Origin of the sequence: Pantoea sp. EKM101V, assembly GCF_011800325.1 — a bacterium.
Taxonomy (GTDB): Bacteria; Pseudomonadota; Gammaproteobacteria; order Enterobacterales; family Enterobacteriaceae; genus Pantoea; species Pantoea anthophila.
This window is the reverse complement of the sequence record NZ_JAALFP010000001.1, coordinates 145,657-166,085: the sequence shown is the minus strand read 5'-3', so window position 1 is coordinate 166,085 and position 20,429 is coordinate 145,657. Positions and strand designations below refer to the sequence as shown.

At 54.6% G+C, this 20,429-nt stretch carries 20 protein-coding genes; 7 read left to right on the top strand and 13 right to left on the bottom strand.

Annotated elements, in window-relative coordinates; all coding sequences use genetic code 11:
- On the bottom strand, positions 1-1,125 hold the full coding sequence (locus tag HFD92_RS00855) for a hypothetical protein (RefSeq protein ID WP_167428112.1): 1,125 nt from the start codon (positions 1,123-1,125) through the stop codon (positions 1-3).
- A 268-nt stretch (positions 1,126-1,393) separates the two neighbouring features.
- On the opposite strand from HFD92_RS00855, the gene HFD92_RS21720 reads away from it, so the two are divergent.
- Positions 1,394-1,531 carry a hypothetical protein gene (locus HFD92_RS21720; protein WP_255461681.1) on the top strand — a complete coding sequence of 46 codons (138 nt, stop codon included), beginning with the start codon at positions 1,394-1,396 and terminating at the stop codon, positions 1,529-1,531.
- Positions 1,532-1,719: 188 nt separating this feature from the next.
- Here the strand turns inward: HFD92_RS21720 and HFD92_RS00845 are convergent, their stop codons facing one another.
- The 5 genes from HFD92_RS00845 to copC all read right to left on the bottom strand — a co-directional run bounded on the left by HFD92_RS00845 (position 1,720) and on the right by copC (position 5,308).
- A complete protein-coding gene (locus HFD92_RS00845; protein WP_167428111.1) occupies positions 1,720-2,160 on the bottom strand; it encodes a hypothetical protein in 441 nt (146 codons plus the stop codon).
- Positions 2,161-2,177: 17 nt separating this feature from the next.
- Positions 2,178-2,948, bottom strand: a complete 771-nt coding sequence (locus HFD92_RS00840) for a hypothetical protein (protein ID WP_255461680.1) — start codon at positions 2,946-2,948, stop codon at positions 2,178-2,180.
- Between the two features lie 725 nt (positions 2,949-3,673).
- Positions 3,674-4,021 carry a YebY family protein gene (locus HFD92_RS00835; RefSeq protein ID WP_009089760.1) on the bottom strand — a complete coding sequence of 116 codons (348 nt, stop codon included), beginning with the start codon at positions 4,019-4,021 and terminating at the stop codon, positions 3,674-3,676.
- A gap of 28 nt (positions 4,022-4,049) precedes the next feature.
- Positions 4,050-4,925, bottom strand: coding sequence for a copper homeostasis membrane protein CopD (gene copD, locus HFD92_RS00830; protein WP_167428110.1), 876 nt, complete (start codon positions 4,923-4,925; stop codon positions 4,050-4,052).
- A gap of 5 nt (positions 4,926-4,930) precedes the next feature.
- Entirely contained in the window at positions 4,931-5,308 is a 378-nt protein-coding gene (gene copC / locus HFD92_RS00825) for a copper homeostasis periplasmic binding protein CopC (protein ID WP_167428109.1), read from the bottom strand.
- A 151-nt stretch (positions 5,309-5,459) separates the two neighbouring features.
- On the opposite strand from copC, the gene HFD92_RS00820 reads away from it, so the two are divergent.
- Positions 5,460-5,693: a DNA polymerase III subunit theta gene (locus HFD92_RS00820; RefSeq protein WP_046101977.1), complete on the top strand. Its 234-nt coding sequence runs from the start codon at positions 5,460-5,462 to the stop codon at positions 5,691-5,693.
- A complete protein-coding gene (gene exoX / locus HFD92_RS00815) occupies positions 5,690-6,361 on the top strand; it encodes an exodeoxyribonuclease X (RefSeq protein ID WP_181161900.1) in 672 nt (223 codons plus the stop codon). The genes HFD92_RS00820 and exoX overlap by 4 nt, the downstream gene beginning before the upstream one ends.
- On the opposite strand, the gene HFD92_RS00810 is transcribed toward exoX, so the two are convergent.
- Together HFD92_RS00810 and HFD92_RS00805 are read right to left on the bottom strand one after the other, a co-directional pair.
- Positions 6,355-8,418, bottom strand: coding sequence for a prolyl oligopeptidase family serine peptidase (locus HFD92_RS00810; protein WP_167428108.1), 2,064 nt, complete (start codon positions 8,416-8,418; stop codon positions 6,355-6,357). The two genes, exoX and HFD92_RS00810, sit on opposite strands and share 7 nt — an antisense overlap.
- A 116-nt stretch (positions 8,419-8,534) precedes the next feature.
- The gene (locus HFD92_RS00805; RefSeq protein ID WP_046101979.1) at positions 8,535-9,191 is read right to left on the bottom strand and encodes a tellurite resistance TerB family protein; all 657 of its coding nucleotides are present in this window, start codon (positions 9,189-9,191) and stop codon (positions 8,535-8,537) included.
- Positions 9,192-9,358: 167 nt separating this feature from the next.
- Between HFD92_RS00805 and purT the strand changes: the two genes are divergently transcribed.
- Positions 9,359-10,537 carry a formate-dependent phosphoribosylglycinamide formyltransferase gene (gene purT / locus HFD92_RS00800; RefSeq protein ID WP_154928258.1) on the top strand — a complete coding sequence of 393 codons (1,179 nt, stop codon included), beginning with the start codon at positions 9,359-9,361 and terminating at the stop codon, positions 10,535-10,537.
- A 34-nt stretch (positions 10,538-10,571) separates the two neighbouring features.
- Here purT and HFD92_RS00795 read toward each other — a convergent pair whose 3' ends face one another.
- Together HFD92_RS00795 and zwf are read right to left on the bottom strand one after the other, a co-directional pair.
- Positions 10,572-11,210, bottom strand: coding sequence for a bifunctional 4-hydroxy-2-oxoglutarate aldolase/2-dehydro-3-deoxy-phosphogluconate aldolase (locus HFD92_RS00795; RefSeq protein ID WP_167428107.1), 639 nt, complete (start codon positions 11,208-11,210; stop codon positions 10,572-10,574).
- A 212-nt stretch (positions 11,211-11,422) separates the two neighbouring features.
- Positions 11,423-12,898, bottom strand: a complete 1,476-nt coding sequence (gene zwf, locus HFD92_RS00790) for a glucose-6-phosphate dehydrogenase (protein ID WP_009089746.1) — start codon at positions 12,896-12,898, stop codon at positions 11,423-11,425.
- A 364-nt stretch (positions 12,899-13,262) separates the two neighbouring features.
- Here zwf and HFD92_RS00785 point away from each other — a divergent pair, with 364 nt between their 5' ends.
- The 3 genes from HFD92_RS00785 (at position 13,263) to HFD92_RS00775 (ending at position 17,007) form a co-directional block, all read left to right on the top strand.
- Positions 13,263-14,141 (top strand): MurR/RpiR family transcriptional regulator, encoded by an 879-nt coding sequence (locus tag HFD92_RS00785; protein WP_167428106.1) that lies wholly within the window; start codon positions 13,263-13,265, stop codon positions 14,139-14,141.
- Between the two features lie 106 nt (positions 14,142-14,247).
- On the top strand, positions 14,248-15,690 hold the full coding sequence (gene pyk, locus HFD92_RS00780) for a pyruvate kinase (RefSeq protein ID WP_009089741.1): 1,443 nt from the start codon (positions 14,248-14,250) through the stop codon (positions 15,688-15,690).
- Positions 15,691-15,774: 84 nt separating this feature from the next.
- Positions 15,775-17,007: an MFS transporter gene (locus tag HFD92_RS00775; protein WP_167428105.1), complete on the top strand. Its 1,233-nt coding sequence runs from the start codon at positions 15,775-15,777 to the stop codon at positions 17,005-17,007.
- A gap of 27 nt (positions 17,008-17,034) precedes the next feature.
- Here the strand turns inward: HFD92_RS00775 and lpxM are convergent, their stop codons facing one another.
- From lpxM to znuA, 3 genes are all read right to left on the bottom strand, one after another.
- The gene (gene lpxM, locus HFD92_RS00770) at positions 17,035-18,009 is read right to left on the bottom strand and encodes a lauroyl-Kdo(2)-lipid IV(A) myristoyltransferase (RefSeq protein WP_111207757.1); all 975 of its coding nucleotides are present in this window, start codon (positions 18,007-18,009) and stop codon (positions 17,035-17,037) included.
- A gap of 125 nt (positions 18,010-18,134) precedes the next feature.
- Positions 18,135-19,466, bottom strand: coding sequence for a murein DD-endopeptidase MepM (gene mepM / locus HFD92_RS00765; RefSeq protein WP_046101985.1), 1,332 nt, complete (start codon positions 19,464-19,466; stop codon positions 18,135-18,137).
- Between the two features lie 13 nt (positions 19,467-19,479).
- Positions 19,480-20,427, bottom strand: a complete 948-nt coding sequence (gene znuA, locus HFD92_RS00760; protein ID WP_167428104.1) for a zinc ABC transporter substrate-binding protein ZnuA — start codon at positions 20,425-20,427, stop codon at positions 19,480-19,482.
- Positions 20,428-20,429 lie beyond the last annotated feature (2 nt).

Here is a 20,429-nt window from a genome sequence, read left to right as displayed (position 1 = left end):
TTATTTCCCTTTGTTTTTTACTGCATTTATTAAAGAAACTATTTGTTCAAGTCCGTCAAAAGTCGAAGGTATTTTGTCTTCAGAGGACATAATATTCGAGAAAATTATGTCTTCAAACTTATCAAGTAAGTTACTATCCTTACTTTTAATGCTGCTACTGTAGTCAGCATAGTTTTGGATGAACTGACAAAGACTTTTTCTTAACTCTATCTGCATTATTTGTGCTCGTATTGAGTTGAAATTCATAAGGCTTACCCTAAAGTAATATATCAACACTAGAACCAAAGATGAGACAGGTATAAGAGAAAGATAATCATGCAGTCCATTATTTTCTTCCTTAGCTTTATGAAAAGAAACTATTTCAAAGAAGATAACCCCAAGAACTAACAAGCCAAGTCCGACCAAAAATAATCTAGCCCAATAAAGTTGTTTCACTTTTGTATCACTTAAGGATTCGAAACCACGATATAAGCCAACAAAGTTAAATGCATTCCTTTGATTAATTAGCGTTTCTTGAAGTTGATTCACCCTATCTTCAGTTTCCTCCAGATCACTTTTCCATTTTTTTCTAACAGAGTCAGTCTCGATTTTTTGCTTATCAAGCTCTGCATTCCAGTCGACATGTAGTTGCTCGATTGATTTTTTGAAGTCGCCGGTTTTTTTTATATCTGAGAGTTCTTCGCTAGTCATAAGATGTCTCAATATGGACAAACCCATGTCAGAAAGTGCGAATTCAATTTGACCGGAAGCTGTCTGTGAGAAAAAGTTTAAATGTAGGCGACTGAACTCCTTCAATTCGATGAAATCAATATCATCATCATCGTAAGGGTGATTAATGTGTTCCTCAACAGCAAAGCGAAAAACAATCGAATACAGCTGATCTATACTCTCCTTACTCATATCAGCTTCTTCAATACGTTTTTTAAAATGGTGAGAGATAAATTTTTTATTGAACGGCGTTTTTTCATCCCAAGATATTGGATTTGTAACCATATCGCTTAATAACCAACTTATAAAGCTATTCCTTTTTTCTTCAAACTCGCCTTGGGTAGGTTGTTTCTTTATTACCTTTATATAGGTAGTAATGGATGCTTTGAAATTTTGATCATTGAAAAAGCTTTTCATTTTACCTTCCTGTTCATTTCTATGCGCTCATCCATAGACAAACAACGCCATGTTATCGAAAAAAATTGAAGAATTAGATTATGCATTTATGGATACACAAATCACAGAAATTCTGCGCCTGCTGTGCAATCTGATACGCATCGGCCTTCAATTTTGATAGCGGTCTGTGCCGTGTCGATAGGGGAAAAAACACAACCCACTGCTGCACTGGCTGAGCGCCCGCGCGGTTAAAACTCTCGCCAGGAATGCACCTTTAGTGGGTGAGTAGGTGCTTGTTCTTTGCCTCGGCGTTAAACTCGATACCGGCTTTGTACTGCCGGGTATTTTATTCGATGACAATCCGGCTCCGTCAGCCTCGGCCGATGCGCTGCGCTGGTCATTTCCTGACGGCGGGTTGATCGAGTAAAAGCAGGAAACCGGCGCGCTGACCGACCTCGTTTAGCTTCAGAGCTCATGAGTGACATCCTGCTACCTCAGCGCCGCTTCAGTCTTAGTATCGTTGTAACCTCTGCATCACCTGGCAATCCGGCGCGTCCAGTAGTTGCGGTGATAGTTCTCGTGCATGAGAGGAAATAGATGTAATGAATAATCAGCCTAATTCTGCCATTCAATCATTTCATCAAGTCGCTTTAAAATATCAGGAAAATAGGTTTCATCAAGGCCAAAACTGCCTTTAACCTGAACACTGTCGGCATGGGGCTCCGGGCGAAGAATAAATTCAATCGTGACACTATCAATACTGTTTTCATTTTTCACTATCATATCAAGCTGATGAATATCACTCTGATATGTGAACGATTTAAGCTTTTGCTGATTAATTATCGCCTGCTGAAAAGCTGAAAATTCTTTTTTCAATAGTTTCAATTCTCCAACGGTAAATTCCGTTTTAAACGCTAAGTTAAGGCCGCTTACCGAGAATTCTACCCAGGACTTTATCCAGTCCCAGTTATGGTTAACAGGATCGACTTCATTCTCCACCACGCGTTCATAAGGCGCGATTGCGAAAGTAAATTCTTCACTCCTGAGATCAAACATGGAAATATTCCTGTTAGTTAATAAAAATATTTAAAATGAGATATTGTCCAGTCAGATTCTCTGACAATCACCTCAAATCTGTACTTCTGATAAACATACTCCCGACGGTGCTTATCGAAGCGCAATTTATAGATATCTGTTTCGTAACGGAACATTCCTTTTCCTTCACGAGGATCTGGCATGCGCTTGCCATAACGAATAGTTTTTTCCTGAATTTGCAAAGGAACATATCGAGCAGGATCGTACATATGCTTTGCGACTGCTTCCGTCATTTTGAGACTGCGCGCATGCAGACCGAATTTTAGCCGCCCTCGCAAAAGAGATACCGTACCCTGACTAATTTTTGCTGAAAGTGTCGCTCGTGCCCCTGATTCAAACAGAACTCGTCCCGTTCGAAGAATACGGAAAACCCCTAATCCAAAAAGGGCAATATCAGTTGGATCAAATAATGGTGTTTCAAGTGGTGCTTCTTCCAGCCTGACAAAATGCCCCTGGACATCATAAATCTGCCATAATCCCGGAGCCTGTGCGACCGTGTATCCGATACACATACCACTGGTTTCATCGGTTACAGGCTTTGCGTTTCGGGGCAAATGACTGGGACGAAACTCAAAAAAAACGCCCTCAGGCAATCTCGACTCAAATGTATAGTAACGTCCGGGTTCCTGCCTCGCTGCTGTTCCTGAAGTCATACTCAATCCCTCGTTTATGACAATGGCTGTTTTATAGTGCCACAGGAAGATAAAACGATCATTACCTGATAGCTTATCACCAAACTTTGATCGCACACCTTCCCTTTCCCCCTGAACACCTTTAAAACTAAGTGCCTCTTCTGTCTGATCAGACCTATGTCCTTATCTTTAAAGATGCCTGACTGATGACTTCGTTGTCCGCTGCGGAACGTTCGGGTCGTGCAGCGCCAACGGGTGAAACAGCTTGAGCCAGCGCAGATAATGTCGGCAGAGATGCTGTGAAGCCATCTTCACCTGAAGTGAGACGTGGGTCTCAGTCGCCTGAAAAATTTCTGTCAATACGACAGAGGGCAGAAAGCGGGGCACGGTTATGCCATATGCGTTGAACATTTCACGATATACTAAGGTCTGTCAGGCGAGGGTATGAGGTGGCATATGGGGAGTATTTTGCGCAAAAACTCTTCGCTAAAAATAACTTATTATAACGAAAAAGCGTCTCAATATATTGGGTAAGAAATAAGTGATGGGAATAATTTGAACAGGACAGGTTCGGGATATTTTTCGCACCGATGAAAAATTCAATATAAATTAAACAAAAAAAGACCGAATACGATTCCTATATTCGGTCCAGGGAAATGGCTCTCAAGGAGCCGTGCGCTAAAAGTTGGCATTTATGAAGGCGATAACGCCTTGCAACTTAAGATTAGAACAGCGCGGAGGAATTGCCAGCTGAGGCACCGCACGGGGCCATAAACAGGATCAGTTTGTGATCGCAACGGCAAAAAACAGTCGGGCGCAGCGTGATGCTGCACCCGGCAGGCTTATTTACCGCACAGCGCCTGAGTGCGCTCAACAATCGGCTGCAGGCTCATCATCTGGCCCGGATGCGCTTTATCCTCGCTCTGGATCACGCTGATCGGCTGTGCTTTCACCTGGTTGCTTTTAAACAGTGCATCCGCTTTGTCGTTCAGCGGGTATTGCATCAGCGTGCTCGGGTTGATGGCAAACATGGCACCGTCTTTCTCGCAGGTCAGCATCACCTCTTCACGATTAAACGGCCACTTATCTTTACCAATCTCAAAGCGGCTGACGGTAATGATTTGTGCCGCCAGCGCCTGGCCGCATACAGATAATAACAGGATTGCGGGGACCACTTTCTTCAGCAACATAACTGCCCTTTTCTCTCTTAAATCACATTCAGGCTGGCGACAGCGTGGCAAACACGCTGACCAGCCCAACCACGCCACACGCCAGCAGCAGTTCGAGCTGCGTCATGCGGATAAATTTTTGCTGGGTGCCGCTACCCGCGACGCGGAAACGCGGTACCAGCCAGTAACGGTTAATCAGCGCCACTCCCACCATCAGGGCCACCAGCAGCACTTTCCCCAGCAATAACAGACTATAGCGGGATGCGTGCCACGTCAGCGGCCAGCCCAGGATCATCAGGCTGTTCACCCCGCCGGTCAGCAGCGTTAACGCGACCGCCAGATGACCGTAGCGCGAAAAGCGCATCATGGTGCGGATCGCATCGGTGCGGCGATCAATCTGGCGCGCTTCGCGCATCAGCAGCAGAAGCGGAACAAGTCCCCCCACCCAGAACGCTGCCGCAATCAGGTGCAGCGCATGGTTGATCTGATGCAGCAGGCCCGGCCAGCCTTCCCGCATCGCGGCATGCCCCGTCAGGGCCATACAGGCCAGTTGCAGCACGCCTGCCAGCAGTAAGGCCTGCTGGCGCAGTTGCGCGGTCAGTAACAACGCCGACACGGCGAGCACGCTGAACACGATTTCCCACTGCCACACCGCACCGAAATGGGTGCCCAGCACCGCCAGCCAGATGTCAGGCTGAAGCAGATTGGCGCTGTCGCCACTCATCAGCACATTCTGGCAGGCCAGCATCGCCAGCGCGCTGGGCAAGGCCAGCCACGCACTTCCGTTTACCAGCGGATTGAGTCGCCGCGCCAGTTGTGAGCGATAACGTTCTGGTGCCAGCAGCGCGCTGTAGCAGGCACTGGCGGTCAGCAGCATCACGGCAGCAAAATGGAGCGCGCGCAGCGCTGGCCAGAGGGTCGTCACGACGCTTACTTCACGCTGAAGCGGTAGCTTCCTGCGGTTTTATGTCCGTCCACCGACAGGACATGCCAGTTAACCTGATAGTGCCCCGCTTTCAGTGGCTGAGGCAGGCTGACAATCAGCCGATCTTTGTGGCCGGACGTTACGCGCGCCTTCTCCGTCGCAACAGGCTTCTGATGATCGTCAAGCAGCGTAACGCCGCTGAACGCGGGCTCAATCTCTTCAGTGAAAGTCAGCGTCAGCACATCGGTAGCGGTCGTTACTTCTGCTTTGGCCGCCGGCGTGGAGGCGCGGAGATGGGCATGCGCAGCTGCCAGCGAGCTGAATGCCATCGCACCAGCTGCCACCAGCGTAATAACCATGCGGGAAATGTGTTTTTTCTGCATCAGATCATCCTTTTAGCCGCCGCCAGGGCGATAAACGAGGCAAAAGGATACGCTGCTGCATTTGCACTGTCGAGGCCAGCAATGCGATCCTTAATCCTTGATTCAGACCGGCGAAAACATTACTTTTGCCCCCTGTCATCAGGAGAATATTATGAGCCATAACCTTGCCCTGCTGTCCCAGGACGAGAAAGATAAGTTAAACGTCGATTTAGCGGCTGCGGGCGTGGCGTTTAAAGAGCGCTATAACATGCCGGTGGTTGCCGAGATGGTGGCGCAGGAGCAGCCCGAAGCGCTGCGTGACTGGTTTCGTCAGCGTCTGATGCATTACCGCCAGGCGTCACTCAGCCTGTCACGCCTTCCTTACGAACCGAAGATGAAGCAATGATGTTTCGTGTAATTGATACCGAAACCTGCGGCCTGCAGGGTGGCGTGGTGGAAGTGGCCTCCGTCGATGTGGTCGATGGCCAGATTGTAAATCCGATGAGCGATCTCATCCTGCCTGACCGCCCCATCAGCCGTCAGGCGATGGCCGTGCACCGCATCACAGAAGCGATGGTGGCCGGAAAACCGACCATCGAAGAGGCGATCCCGCGCTACTACGGCAGTGCCTTCTATGTGGCGCATAACGCCAGCTTTGATCGCCGGATGCTGCCGGAGATGTTTGGCGAGTGGATCTGCACCATGCAGCTGGCGCGTCAGCTCTGGCCGGGCATCAAATATGGCAACCAGGCCCTGCGTCATTCCCTGAAGCTGGATGTTACCCCGCCAGCCGATCTGCATGCGCACCGCGCGCTCTATGACTGCTATGTGACGGCGGCTCTGCTGATCCGCATTATGGAGACTTCGGGCTGGAACGCCTCCGAGATGATTGTGCGCTCACAACCGGCGGCCCAGCGCGACGACATTCTGCCGTTCGGCAAATACCGTGGTCAGGCGATTGCGGTGGTGGCGCGCAAGGATCCGGGCTATCTGAAGTGGATGCTGGATAACGTCAGCGATCTGCGCCCGCCACTGCGGCAGGCGCTGCGTAAATACCTGACCGAGCCTCAGTAATCCTCTGCCGGGGGCAGGGTGCCCTGCGCCAGCCCCAGCAGGAAGGCATACTCCATCGCAATCCCTTCATAGGCTTTAAAGCGCCCCGATTTGCCGCCGTGTCCGGCATCCATATCGGTGCAGAGCAGCAGCAGATTATTATCGGTTTTCATCGACCTCAGTTTCGCTACCCATTTGGCCGGTTCCCAGTACTGAACCTGCGAATCGTGCAGGCCGGTGGTGACCAGCAGATGCGGATAGGCTTTTGCCTCAATGTTGTCATAGGGACTGTACTGGCGGATGTAGCGGTAGTACTCCGGATCGCCGGGATTGCCCCACTCATCATATTCGCCGGTCGTCAGCGGGATCGACTCATCGAGCATGGTGGTGACAACATCCACAAAAGGAACCTGCGCCACAACGCCATGGAAGCGCTGCGGTGCCATGTTGATCACCCCGCCCATCAGTAAGCCGCCTGCGCTGCCGCCCATGGCGTAGAGACGTTCCGGATGCCCTATCCCGCGCGCCACCAGCGCATTGGTCACGTCGATGAAATCCGTGAAGCTGTTCATTTTGTTCAGCAGGCGACCGCCGTCATACCACTGCTGCCCCAGCTCCCCGCCGCCGCGCACCTGAATCAGGGCAAACACAAAACCGCGATCCAGCAGGCTCAGACGGCTGACGCTGAAATCGGCATCCATGCTGCTGCCATAGGCGCCATAGCCATAGACCAGCATAGGATTCTGGCCGGGCTGGTAGTGTCTGCGATGATAGACCAGCGACACCGGCACTTCGGTGCCATCGCTGACTTTTATCCAGTGGTGCTCGCTTTTGTAATCATCGGCGTTGAACCCTTTGACCGCGCTCTGCTTCAGGATGCGGCGCTCACCCGTGTCCATATCCAGCTCAAACAGCGTGGTCGGTGTGGTCATTGAGGAGTAACCGTAGCGCAGTTTGCTGGTGCGCGGCGTCGGATTGTAAGCCAGCCAGGTGACGTAAGTGGGATCGTCAAAGGCGATGCCACTTGTTTCGCCGCTGGCCCAGTTAATCTGCCGCAGGCTGGTCAGGCCGCGCTGGCGCTCTTCAACCACCAGCCAGTCGCGGAACAGCTGGAAATCTTCCATCACTACGTTTTCACGCGCCGGGATGAGGGTCTCCCAGCGGGATTCATCCAGATAACGGCTGCGATAGAGCCCGAAGTTTTCGCCTTTCCGGTTAGACCGGATAAAGAACTGATGCTCGTAGTGATCGATGCTGTATTCATGATCGCGGCGGCGCGGCAGAAACACATGCGGCTGCGCATCGGGGAAATCAGCATCGATCAGCTGAATCTCGCTGGTGTTGGTACTGTAGAGCGCAATCATGATGAACTGCTTTGAGGTGGTCTTGTGGACGCTCAGATGATAGGTGTCATCCTGCTCTTCATAAACCAGCTGATCATCAGACTGCGGCGATCCCAGCTCGTGTCGCCAGACCTGATAAGAGAGCAGCGTCTGCGGGTGTTTCCGCACGTAGTAGAGCGTACGGGAGTCGTTACCCCAGGCGAAGCTTGAGGAGGCGTTGCTCAGCACTTCAGGATACCAGCTTCCGCTCTCAAGGTTGCGGAAGCGGATGCCATACTGGCGGCGCGAGAGAAAGTCCTCGGCCAGCGCCATCACGCGGTTGTCCGGGCTGATATGCAGCGCGCCCATGGTGTAAAAGTCGCTGTGTGACGCGCGCTGGTTGGCATCCAGCAGCAGGGTCCACTCCGCTGACTCCTCGCTCGCCGCGGGCTGACGGTAATAGGCTGGATACTCATTGCCGCTCTGATAACGACTCTGATAGCGGTAGCCGTTTTTGACATAGGGCACTGAGTGATCTTCCGGTGGCAGCCGGTCGATGATCTCTTTTAATACCCGGTCCTGCAGCGGCTGCTGCGACGACATGACTTTTTTGCCGTAATTATTTTCGGCACGCAGGTAATCAAGCACTTCGCTGTTTTCGCGCTTATCGTCGCGCAGCCAGTAATAGTTGTCGACGCGCGTCTCGCCATGCAGCGTCATTTCATGAGGAATTTTTTTTGCAATGGGAGCTTTCATCCATCCGTCTCCGTGAACGTCATGATCTGTAAGCGTAACACTTAAGTGGCGGGAAGCCAGGGGGCAGCGAGGAAGCGGCGGCAGGCGGGGCCTCTTCTGAGGCCCGCCAGGAGAAGTTAACTGGCCGGAAGACGGGCTTTTTCGGCCTGGATATCCTGCTGAATGCCGTCGCGGACATCCTGAGGGATTTTCAGCGCGTCACCCAGCGCAGAGAGGTAGCTGCGTTCCATGAAATGATCGACGTCAATGGCGGCGCAGCTGAGGAAATAGAGCTCCAGCGCCTCTTCCTCGTTCTTCACGTCAGCGGCCAGCCACTGCGGATCCAGCGGGCGATTCATCGCTTTCTGGATCAGCTTTTCCGCATCCTGACCGTAGCCGGACTGATGAATATTCTGCTCAATAGCGGCACGCTCCTGATCGTCGATGTGTCCGTCGCTTTTGGCGGCAAACACCAGCGCCGTGACCAGACGCTCAGCGCGCAGATCGACCGGTGTCTGCGACACGCCGAAGTCCGGTTCACTCTGATGCGCGTCGCTGACCCGCTGTTTGTATTTGTTCCACAGTACCGCACCCGCCGCCGCCCCGCCGCCGATAATCAGCGCCTGGCCGCCATATTTCGTCAGCAGTTTGCGGGAAGACTTACTGCTGATCAGCATTGCGGCTAGCCCCCCCAGTGCGCCTGGTGCCAGCATATCGCTCAGGCCTCCGCCCGATTTACCGTCACCGCCCTTCTTCGCCAGTACCGACTGAATCTGTTGCAACCAGTTGTTCATCATCCGCTCCTGTTCACGATGTCAGCCTGCTATCCTGGCGAAAGGGTTGTCAGGAAACGTCAGAGCGGGAAAAGTAAGGCAAATGGCGGCGTTGTATGGACGAAGGGTGAGAACGCAAACGTTTTCGTTTATACTTGCGCGCGAATTTTGACTGCTTAGGTGAATGTATGACAACTCTCGGAACGGCGCTGCGTCCGGCGGCAACACGTGTGATGCTTTTGGGTTCGGGTGAACTGGGTAAAGAGGTGGCGCTGGAGTGTCAGCGTCTGGGTGTGGAAGTGATTGCGGTCGATCGCTACCCGGATGCCCCGGCCATGCACGTGGCGCATCGCAGCCATGTGATCAACATGCTGGATGGTGCGGCCCTGGCTGCGTTAATCGCGCAGGAGAAACCTGACTTTGTGGTGCCGGAAATTGAGGCTATCGCCACGGATACCCTGGTTGAGCTGGAGCAGCAGGGCCAGCGCGTGGTCCCTACAGCCCGTGCCGCACGGCTGACCATGAACCGTGAAGGGATTCGTCGCCTCGCTGCGGAAGAGTTATCCCTGCCGACCTCACGCTATCGCTTTGCCGACAGTAAAGCGCGCTTTGACGAAGCCGCTGCAGAGATTGGCTTTCCGTGCATCGTAAAACCGGTCATGAGCTCCTCCGGCAAAGGCCAGAGCTTTATCCGTGACGCCAGCCAGCTTGACAGCGCCTGGGACTATGCGCAGCAGGGTGGCCGCGCCGGAGCCGGTCGCGTCATCGTAGAGGGCGTGGTTAACTTCGATTTTGAAATCACCCTGCTCACCATCAGTGCCGTTGACGGCATCCATTTCTGTGCGCCGATTGGTCATCGTCAGGAAGATGGCGACTACCGCGAATCCTGGCAGCCGCAGCAGATGAGTGATGTGGCGCTGCAGCGGGCCCAGGAGGTTGCCGCGCAGGTGGTCAAGGCGCTGGGTGGCTATGGTCTGTTCGGCGTCGAGCTGTTTGTCTGTGGCGATGAGGTGGTGTTCAGTGAAGTGTCACCGCGTCCCCATGATACCGGCATGGTCACGCTGATTTCGCAGGATCTGTCAGAGTTTGCGCTGCACGTGCGGGCATTCCTGGGTCTGCCGGTTGGCGCAATTCGTCAGTATGGTCCGTCCGCCTCGGCCGTTATCCTGCCGCAACTGACCAGCCAGAATGTGCAGTTCGTCAACGTCGAAGCGGCGCTGGGTGCCGGTCTGCAACTGCGCCTGTTCGGTAAGCCGGAGATCAGCGGTCAACGTCGTTTAGGCGTGGCGCTGGCGAGCGGTGAGACGACGGATGAGGCCATTGCGCGTGCCGTTGCCAGCGCAGCAGCGGTGACGGTTCAGGGGTAACAGCGTGCGGTGAGCAGACGCTCACCGCTTCAGCTTACTTCGCGCCTTCAACGGCTTCACGCGCCAGGCGGGTGATGCGATCCCAGTCGCCCGCTTCCAGTGCATCATTCGGCACCAGCCAGGAGCCGCCGATGCAGAGCACGCTTTTCAGCGCCAGATAGTCACGGTAGTTTGCCGGAGAGATCCCGCCAGTCGGGCAGAAACGGACCTGCGGGAAAGGCCCGCCAATGGCCTGCAGCGCTTTGACACCGCCATTCGCCTCGGCCGGGAAAAACTTAAATTCGCGCAGACCGTAGTCCATTCCGGTCATGAGTTCAGAGACGGTGCTGATACCCGGAATCAGGGGAACTGGCCCTTCCACCGCGGCCTTCAGCAGTGATTCCGTAATCCCCGGACTGATAACAAACTGCGCGCCGGCATCGGTCACCTGCTGAATCTGCTGCGGATTGATGACGGTTCCCGCCCCCACAATCGCCTCCGGCACCTCTTTGATCATCGCACGCAATGCCTCCATCGCGACGGGCGTGCGCAGCGTCACTTCCAGCACCCGGACACCGCCCGCCACCAGCGCTTTTGCCATCGGCACGGCATGTTCCAGCTTATTCACGACGATGACCGGCACCACAGGCCCGGTGGTCAGAATCTGTTCAGCACTCATCTTCCAGTTTTTCATCAGTTCCCCTTGATTAATAACACCGGGATAGCAGCCCGGTCACGGAGCCTCGGCTCCTGCCCTGTAATGATGACACTACCATACATGATCGGCTTCCGGAGCGTCCATTACCCTGCTCTCATTTTGAAACAGCAGTTCAGTTTTATCTGCCTGCGCCAGTCGGATGACGGGCAAAAAAAAAGCCCGCGTTGCGGGCTTCTTCATGACGACGGTTATTCGAACTCGTTCCAGGAACGGCCATCGCGGGTAATCATCGCGACTGAGGCCACCGGACCCCAGGTGCCAGCCTGATACGGTTTGGATGAGTCACCATCCGCAGCCCAGGCGTTGATGATGGAGTCGACATAGGTCCATGCCGCTTCAACTTCATCGCGACGCACAAACAGCGCCTGGATTCCGCGCATGCTCTCCAGCAGCAGACGCTCATAAGCATCGGCCAGGTGCGACTGGTTAAACGTCTCAGAGTAGCTCAGATCGAGCTTGGTGGTCTGCAGCTTATGCTTGTGGTCGAGGCCTGGCACTTTGTTCAGAATTTCGATATCCACCCCTTCGTCCGGCTGCAGACGAATAGTCAGCTTGTTCTGCGGCAGCTCTGAGTAAGAGTCTTTAAACAGGTTCATCTCAGGGTTTTTGAAATAGACCACGACTTCAGAACACTTGGTTGGCAGACGCTTACCGGTACGCAGGTAGAACGGAACACCCGCCCAGCGCCAGTTATCGATATCGACGCGAATTGCCACGAAAGTCTCGGTCGCGCTCGATTTGTTGGCGCCCTCTTCCTCCAGATAGCCGGGGACTTTTTTACCCTGTACAAAGCCGGAGGTGTACTGACCGCGCACGGTTTTCTCACGCACGTTGGTCTGGTCGATGCGACGCAGCGAGCGCAGCACTTTAACTTTCTCATCGCGGATGCTGTCTGCGCTGAGATCGGACGGCGGCGACATGGCGATCATGGTCAGGATCTGCAACAGATGGTTCTGGATCATGTCACGCATCTGGCCCGCTTTGTCGAAGTAACCCCAGCGGCCTTCGATACCCACCTCTTCGGCCACGGTGATCTGCACGTGGTCAATGGTGCGATTGTCCCAGTTGTTCACGAAGATGGAGTTCGCGAAGCGCAGCGCCAGCAGGTTTAGCACCGTCTCTTTGCCCAGATAGTGGTCAATACGGAACACCTGGCTCTCATCGAAGTATTCGCCAACGCTGTCGTTGATCTCCTGTGAGGTTTCCAGTGAGGTGCCGAGCGGCTTCTCCATCACAACACGCGCCGGTTTGGCGTTCAGTTTCGCCGTGCCCAGTCCCTGACAGATGGCACCAAAGGTGCTTGGCGGCATGGCGAAATAGTTGATGGTGGTGCGGTTTTTCTGATCGAGCATCTTACCCAGTTTAGGGAAGTGCGTGGTGTCGTTGACATCGAGGTTGCAGAAGTCGAGACGGTTGCTGAGTTTATCCCACAGCGCTTCGTCAACTTTCTCCTTCATGAAGGTTTCCAGCGCTTCACGTACCACTTTGGTGTATTCCGCTTTGTCCCACTCAGCACGTCCGACACCAATAATGCGGGTTTCCTCATGGATCTGACCCGCTTTCTCTAACTGGTACAGTGAAGGCAACAGTTTACGGCGTGCAAGATCGCCTTTGGCACCGAAAATCACCAGATCGCATGCCTGGGCTGTTTGTGTTACCGCCATTTTCCTCTCCTCGTTGCAGGATAGTCCGGTGGTGATGCATCCTCTGCCACCGGGTCCAGGTTATTATTTTCTTTCCGCACAATGTACTTTTTTCCCTGCGCCAGGTAAACCGACTCGCCGGGCTAACCGCATTAACTCTGTACCGGATAAGCAAAACCGGTGTGATGACGCGTGCGGATTGTCGGTTTTTTCTGTATCCGGGGGTGTCAGTGAAATTTGCCCGGGGTCAAAGTATCCCAAAAAAAATGCAAATCGGCTTGTCCGTCACTGCGCCCGCCCCCCGCTGACGCGATATAGTCTCTGTTAATCAGCTCTGACGACAGGGATTTCTGAAATTGCTAAAAATGATAATGGTCATCGGCTTATGAACATGCTGGAAAAAATTGAGGTGCAGCTCGTTTCGCTGAGTAAAGCGGAACAGAAAGTCGCCCGGCAGATTCTGGCGGCGCCGCAGGCGGCGATGCACGCCAGCATTGCCACTCTGGCACGCGAAGCCTGCGTCAGTGAGCCTACGGTAAACCGCTTCTGCCACCGTTTAGGCGCACGCGGTTTTCCCGACTTTAAACTGCAGCTGGCGCAAAGCCTGGTACAGAGCAGCAACTGGGTGAGCCGGGGTGTGGAGGAGGATGACAGCGTGGAGAACTACAGCCACAAAATCTTTGGCTCCGCGCTGGCAGGTCTGCAGCGGGTTCGGGATCAGCTGGAGAGTTCGCGGCTGCAGCAGGCGGTCACTCAGCTTGCGCAGGCCGATAAAGTCGCTTTCTTCGGTCTGGGCGCCTCCGCCGTGGTGGCCCATGACGCCTTTACCAAATTCCTGCGCTTTAATATTCCTGTCATCTGGTCTGACGATATTGTGATCCAGCGCATGAGTTGCATAAATAGTCGAGCCGGTGACGTTTTTGTTCTCATTTCACATACTGGGCGCACAAAAAATATGGTAGAACTGGCTCGCCTGGCCCGTGTAAACGGTTCCACCGTTATTGCCATCACCTCTCCCGATTCACCCCTTGCCGATGAAGCCGCCATCGCTTTAGTGCTTGATGTCCCGGAAGATACTGATGTCTATTTGCCGATGGTGTCACGCCTGGCGCAGTTGACCGTGATCGATGTGTTAGCGACCGGCTTTACCCTTGAACGGGGTGCGCCGTTCCGCGAAAACCTGAAGCGCGTGAAAGAGGCGCTGAAAGCGTCGCGTTACGAAAAGCAGTCTCCAGGGAAAGAGGATGCACCGCAAAAAAATTAACATCACATTTACAATGTGAGTCGTATCACACGCTGTCGATCATATAGAATAGATAACCATGCTGTGTCCACTGATCCGGACACGCTTAAATGTTACGGAGTCCCCGATGTCAAGACGTCTCAGAAGAACCAAAATCGTTACTACCCTCGGCCCGGCCACCGATCGCGACAATAATCTTGAAAAAATCATCGCGGCGGGCGCGAACGTTGTACGACTCAATTTCTCTCACGGCACGCCAGAAGATCACCAGCTTCGTGCGGATAAAGTGCGTGAGATTGCCGCTAAACTGGGCCGCCATGTTGCGATCCTTGGCGACCTCCAGGGGCCAAAAATTCGTGTTTCGACTTTTAAAGAAGGCAAAGTTTTCCTGAATATCGGCGACCGCTTCCTGCTGGATGCCACCCTGGGGAAAGGTGAAGGCGATAAAGAGCGGGTGGGCATCGACTATAAAGGCCTGCCGGAAGATGTGGTGCCAGGCGATATCCTGCTGCTGGATGATGGCCGCGTGCAGCTCAAAGTGCTGGAAGTTCAGGGCATGAAAGTCTTCACCGAAGTCACCGTGGGTGGCCCGCTGTCGAACAATAAAGGCATCAACAAGCTGGGCGGCGGCCTGTCGGCGGAAGCGCTGACTGAAAAAGATAAGGCGGACATTATTACCGCCGCCAGAATCAAGGTCGATTATCTGGCCGTCTCCTTCCCGCGCTGTGGCGAGGATATGAACCTGGCGCGTCGCCTGGCGCGTGAAGCGGGTTGTGATGCCCGCCTGGTCGCGAAGGTGGAGCGGGCTGAGGCGGTCGCCAGCCAGGAAGCGATGGATGATATCATTCTCGCCTCTGACGTGGTGATGGTGGCCCGTGGCGACCTGGGCGTCGAAATTGGCGACCCGGAACTGGTCGGCATTCAGAAGGCGTTGATTCGCCGCGCCCGCCAGCTTAACCGCACCATCATCACCGCGACACAGATGATGGAGTCGATGATCACCAATCCGATGCCGACCCGTGCCGAAGTCATGGACGTGGCCAACGCCGTACTGGATGGCACCGACGCCGTGATGCTCTCCGCGGAGACCGCCGCAGGCCAGTATCCGGCTGAAACCGTCTCGGCGATGGCGAAAGTCTGCCTGGGCGCGGAAAAGATCCCGAGCGTTAACGTCTCCAAACACCGTCTGGACGTGCAGTTCGATAACATCGAAGAAGCGATTGCGATGTCATCCATGTACGCCGCGAACCATCTGCAGGGCGTGACCGCGATCATCACCATGACCGAGTCGGGCCGTACGCCGCTGATGACCTCGCGCATTACCTCAGGCCTGCCGATTTTTGCCATGTCACGCCATGAGCGCACGCTGAACCTCACCGCGCTCTATCGCGGCGTCACCCCGGTCTACTTCGACAGCAACAATGACGGTGTGGCTGCGGCACACGATGCCGTCAATCTGCTGCGTGACAAAGGTTTCCTGGTATCCGGCGATCTGGTCATCGTGACGCAGGGTGATGTGATGGGTGCCACCGGCACGACCAATACCAGCCGCGTGCTGCGCGTGGATTAATTAAGCCCGGATTGACATTGTCAGTGTAGAATCAGTAACGCGACTGCCAGCCAGTCGCGTTTTCTTTTCTGACAAGGAGGCCAGATGGCCCGTTTTCAACCCATCAGCCAGCTGACCGGCCGGATTCTGCTTTTCCCTCTGGCATTAGTGCTGTTTGAGTTTGCCACCTATATTGCTCACGACATGATCCAGCCGGGCATGCTGATCGTCACCAGCGAATTTGCTGTCGGCCCGGAGTGGGTCTCCACCTCACTGACCGCCTACCTGATTGGCGGCGTGGTACTGCAATGGCTGCTTGGCCCGCTCTCTGATAAGTTTGGCCGCCGCCCGGTGATGCTCGCCGGCATCCTGTTTTTTGCCATCGCCTGTATCCTGACCAACTGGGTCAGCTCCATTGAAGAGTTTGTCAGTCTGCGCTTTGTTCAGGGCATCAGCCTCTGCTTTATTGGCGCAGTGGGTTATGCCGCGATTCAGGAAGCCTTTGATGAGGCGCTGGCGGTGCGCATGATGGCGCTGATGGCCAACGTGGCGCTGCTGGCTCCCCTGGCCGGCCCGCTGGCCGGTGCTGCCTGGCTGACCGTCGGCAGCTGGCGCAGCATGTTCTGGCTGTTTGCCGCCTGCAGCCTGGTGGCGTTTGCGGTGCTGTGGCGGGTCATGCCCGAAACCGCGGGCGACCGCAGTCACTCTATCGCCCTGCCCAGCCTGGCGCGCAACTATGGCCGGCTGATGAAGGATCGGCTGGTGATGTCCGGCTCTTTTGCCATCGGCATGGTCTTTATCCCGATCCTCACCTGGGTTGCCCTCTCGCCGGTGATCCTGATGCATGACGAAGGCCTGTCGCGGATGCAGTATGCCCTGCTGCAGCTTCCGGTCTTTTTGGCGATGATCGCCGGTAACCTGACGCTGAGTAAGCTGGCGGGACGTGTGCCGATTGAGCAGCCGGTAAAGTTTGCTGCCTGGCCGATTCTGATCGGTCTGAGCCTGGCACTGGTGGCGAGCCTGCTGAACAGCCATGGCTATCTGCTGATTACGGCCGGTCTCAGCCTCTACGCTTTTGGTGCAGGCATGGTGAACGCCGGGCTCTATCGCCTGACGCTGTACGCCAGCAATGAGGGTAAAGGCAGCGTGGCGGCGATGCTGGGGATGATCAGTATTCTGACGCTGGCAGTGGGGATTGAGCTGGCGAAGAGTGGCTACTTCAGCGGTGGCACACTCTGGTTCTGCCTGATCAACTTTATCAGTGGCGTGCTGTGGTTTGGTCTGGTGATCCTGTTTATGCGCGAGCGAAAGCGTCGCAGCAAACTGGACGCGTTATAAAAAAAGGCCGCTTGCGCGGCCTTCTGACTATTTGCGTGGATAGAGCTCTTTGCGCGAGTAGGGTTCGATGTCACCCTCTTTGCGGGTCTTCAGCAGCTTGAGGATCCACGTATACTGCTCGGGATGCGGGCGGACAAAAATTTCCACCTCTTCATTCATCCGGCGAGCCAGCTGATGATCATCCGCTTCGAGCAGATCATCCATCGGCGGACGCACATAGATTTCAAGAATATGCCGCTCACTGTTATAGACCGGGAACAGCGGCACCACGCGGGCGCGACACACTTTCATTAGTCGCCCGACTGCGGGCAGCGTTGCTTTGTAGGTCGCGAAGAAGTCAACAAACTCGCTGTGCTCGGCGCCATGGTCCTGATCGGGCAGATAGTAGCCCCAGTAGCCCTGGCGCACCGAACTGATAAACGGCTTAATGCCATCATTTCGGGCATGCATCCGGCCACCGAAACGACGACGCGCGGTATTCCAGGCATAATCGAGCAGCGGATCGCTCTGATTATGGAACATCGCCGCCATCTTCTGCCCTTCTGACGCCAGCAGCATGGCCGGAATATCTACCGCCCAGCCGTGGGGCACCAGGAAAATCACATTCTCCTGCGCGGCTTTCATCTGGTCGATAATTTCACGACCATGCCATTCGACACGCTGACGAATGCGGGCCGGATCGCGCAGCACCAGCTCGGTCATCATCGTCATCGCCTGCGGTGCTGTCGCAAACATTTCGTCCACCAGCGTGGCGCGTTGCGCTTCGCTGAGTTCCGGCAGGCAGTAATAGAGGTTAATCAGCGCACGACGACGCGCCCCCTTTGCCAGCTTACCGGCGAACCGGCCTAAGCGGCTTAACAGCGGATCGCGCACCTTTGGCGGTAAATAAGCCAGGCCGGCCAGTGCGCCAATCGCCAGCCAGCTGCCCCAGTATTTCGGTTTGAGAAAAGATCGTTCAAAAACGGGAATGAATTCAGTGTTATTTTTTTTACGGGTTTCCATGCACTCGCCTCAAGCAATGACCGGCTAATGATAGTGGCGGCAAACAAATTTGCAATCATCACGGTCCGGATAACAAAAAACCGACGGGGAAACCGTCGGTTTTTGTGCAACCTGATGAAAATCGCTTACTTAAGGCCCAGCTGCGGCAGCCAGGATTTCACCTGCGCCAGGTACTCGCTGCGCTCTTTACCGGTCAGGCCTTCCATGCGCGGCAGTTTCGCCGTTAACGGATTGACCGCCTGATTATTGATCCAGATTTCAAAATGCAGGTGCGGCCCGGTTGAACGCCCGGTATTACCGGACAAGCCGATACGGTCGCCGCGCTTCACTTTCTGACCCGGCTTCACCAGCACTTTCTTCATATGCATATAGCGCGTCATATACTGACGGCCATGACGAATGGCAACATAGTTACCGGCGGCACCGCCATTTTTCGCCACGACGATCTCGCCATCTCCGACAGCCAGTACCGGCGTGCCGATCGGCAGTGCAAAGTCGACGCCCTTGTGCGGCGCAATACGCCCCGTCACAGGGTTCAGACGGCGCGGATTAAAGTTGGAGGAGACACGATACTGCTTAACCGTCGGGAAGCGCATAAAGCCGCGCGCCAGGCCGGAGCCGCTGCGATCGTAGAACTTGCCATCTTCGGCACGGAACGCGTAATAGTCTTTGCCCCCGCTGCGCAGGCGCACGCCCAGCAACTGGCTCTGTGCACTTTTACCGTCCAGCATTTCGCGCGACATGAGAACACTGAACTGATCACCGGCACGCAGCTTGCGGAAGTCCATCTGCCACTGCATCGCTTTGATGACGGCGCTTGCTTCAGCGCCGCTCAGTCCGGCCCGCATGGCACTGGCAGCAAAACTGCCACGCACTTCGCCCTGCATGACACTGTTGCGCCATTCGCCCTTCTGCATCTCCGCTTCCATCTTAAAGCCACCCTTCGGGGTGCGCTCATAGGTGCGGGTTTCACGACGGGAGATTTCCCAGCTCAGGGTTTTCAGACCGCCATCATCATCCAGCGTCCAGCTCAGCTGCTGACCCACCTGCAGATTTCGCAGGTCGCGGTCGCTCACCACCAGCGCATTGATGTCAGCGATGTCGATGCCATACTGATTCAGGGCGCTGCTCAGCGTATCGCCGGAAGAGACGGTGTAGTCATGCACGCCTGCCGTATCCGGCACGTCGGTGTCGACATCATCCGCAGGCAGCTCTTCGTCCGGTTCCGGTGTGCTCTGATCGATAGGCTCACTGGCTTCTGGCAGCAGCGTACGAAGTTCACTTTTGTCCAGCTCGATCGTTTTGACGATAGGCGTCACGTCATCGGTGGGATGGTAAACATAAGGCCGCCAGACAGCGACGGCCAGAGTGACTACAGTTAAAGAACCCAGCATTACGCGGTGGGGGCGCGGCAAATTATTAAATGCGAGGGCGACAGAGCGGGCTATCTGCTGCACTTTTACCTATTCCTCATGCTCCTTTCAGGCAGCTTTCATACTGGCCCGACAGCTGTGAGAGGAATTTCACATAGCTGTCTTTTGCCAGACTGATGTCTGTCCCCAGCGGGTCGAGCGTGCCTTTATGCACCTGCGTTCCGCGGGCAACAGCATCGATGACTGCTGGCCTGAATTGTGGCTCAGCAAAGACGCAGACCGCCTTTTGCTCAACCAACTGTGTTCGTATCTGGTGTAAACGCTGTGCGCCCGGCTGAATTTCAGGATTCACGGTAAAATGCCCGGCAGGCGAGAGACCGTAGTGCTTTTCAAAGTACGTGTAAGCGTCGTGAAAAACGAAATATCCTTTATTTCTGACCGGAGCAAGTTGTGCGCTAACGCGTTTGTCCGTGTCTGCCAACGCTACCTCAAACTGCTGGAGGTTGGCGTCAAGTTTGGCTTTATCTTGCGGCATAAGTTCCAATAATTTTCCATGGATTGCAACCGCGGTCTTGCGCGCGATCTCTGGCGACAACCACAGGTGCATATTAAACTCACCGTGATGATGGTGATGGGCACCGGCATCCTGTTCTTCAGAATTTTCCGCTGCGTGTTCATCTTCATCTTCACCGCCGCTAATCAATAACGGTTTTACGCCGTCGATGTCGACCATAGCGAGATTTTTTTTGGCCGGAAGTTCAGATGCAGACTTCGCCATAAACGCTTCCATTTCAGGGCCAACCCAGACGACTAAGTCCGCGTTTTTTAAGCGTTTTGCATCAGAGGGGCGCAGGGCATAATCGTGTTCAGAGGCACCATCTGGCAGCAGAACATCAACCGGGGTAACACCATCGGCAATGGCTGCGGCGATAAAACCGACCGGTTTTAATGAGGCGACGACGTTTGCCTGTGCAGGAAGGGTTAACGAAGCTGAAACAGCGAGGGCCGATAAGGCGAAAATTGCGCCTTTTTTATTATGTAACATAT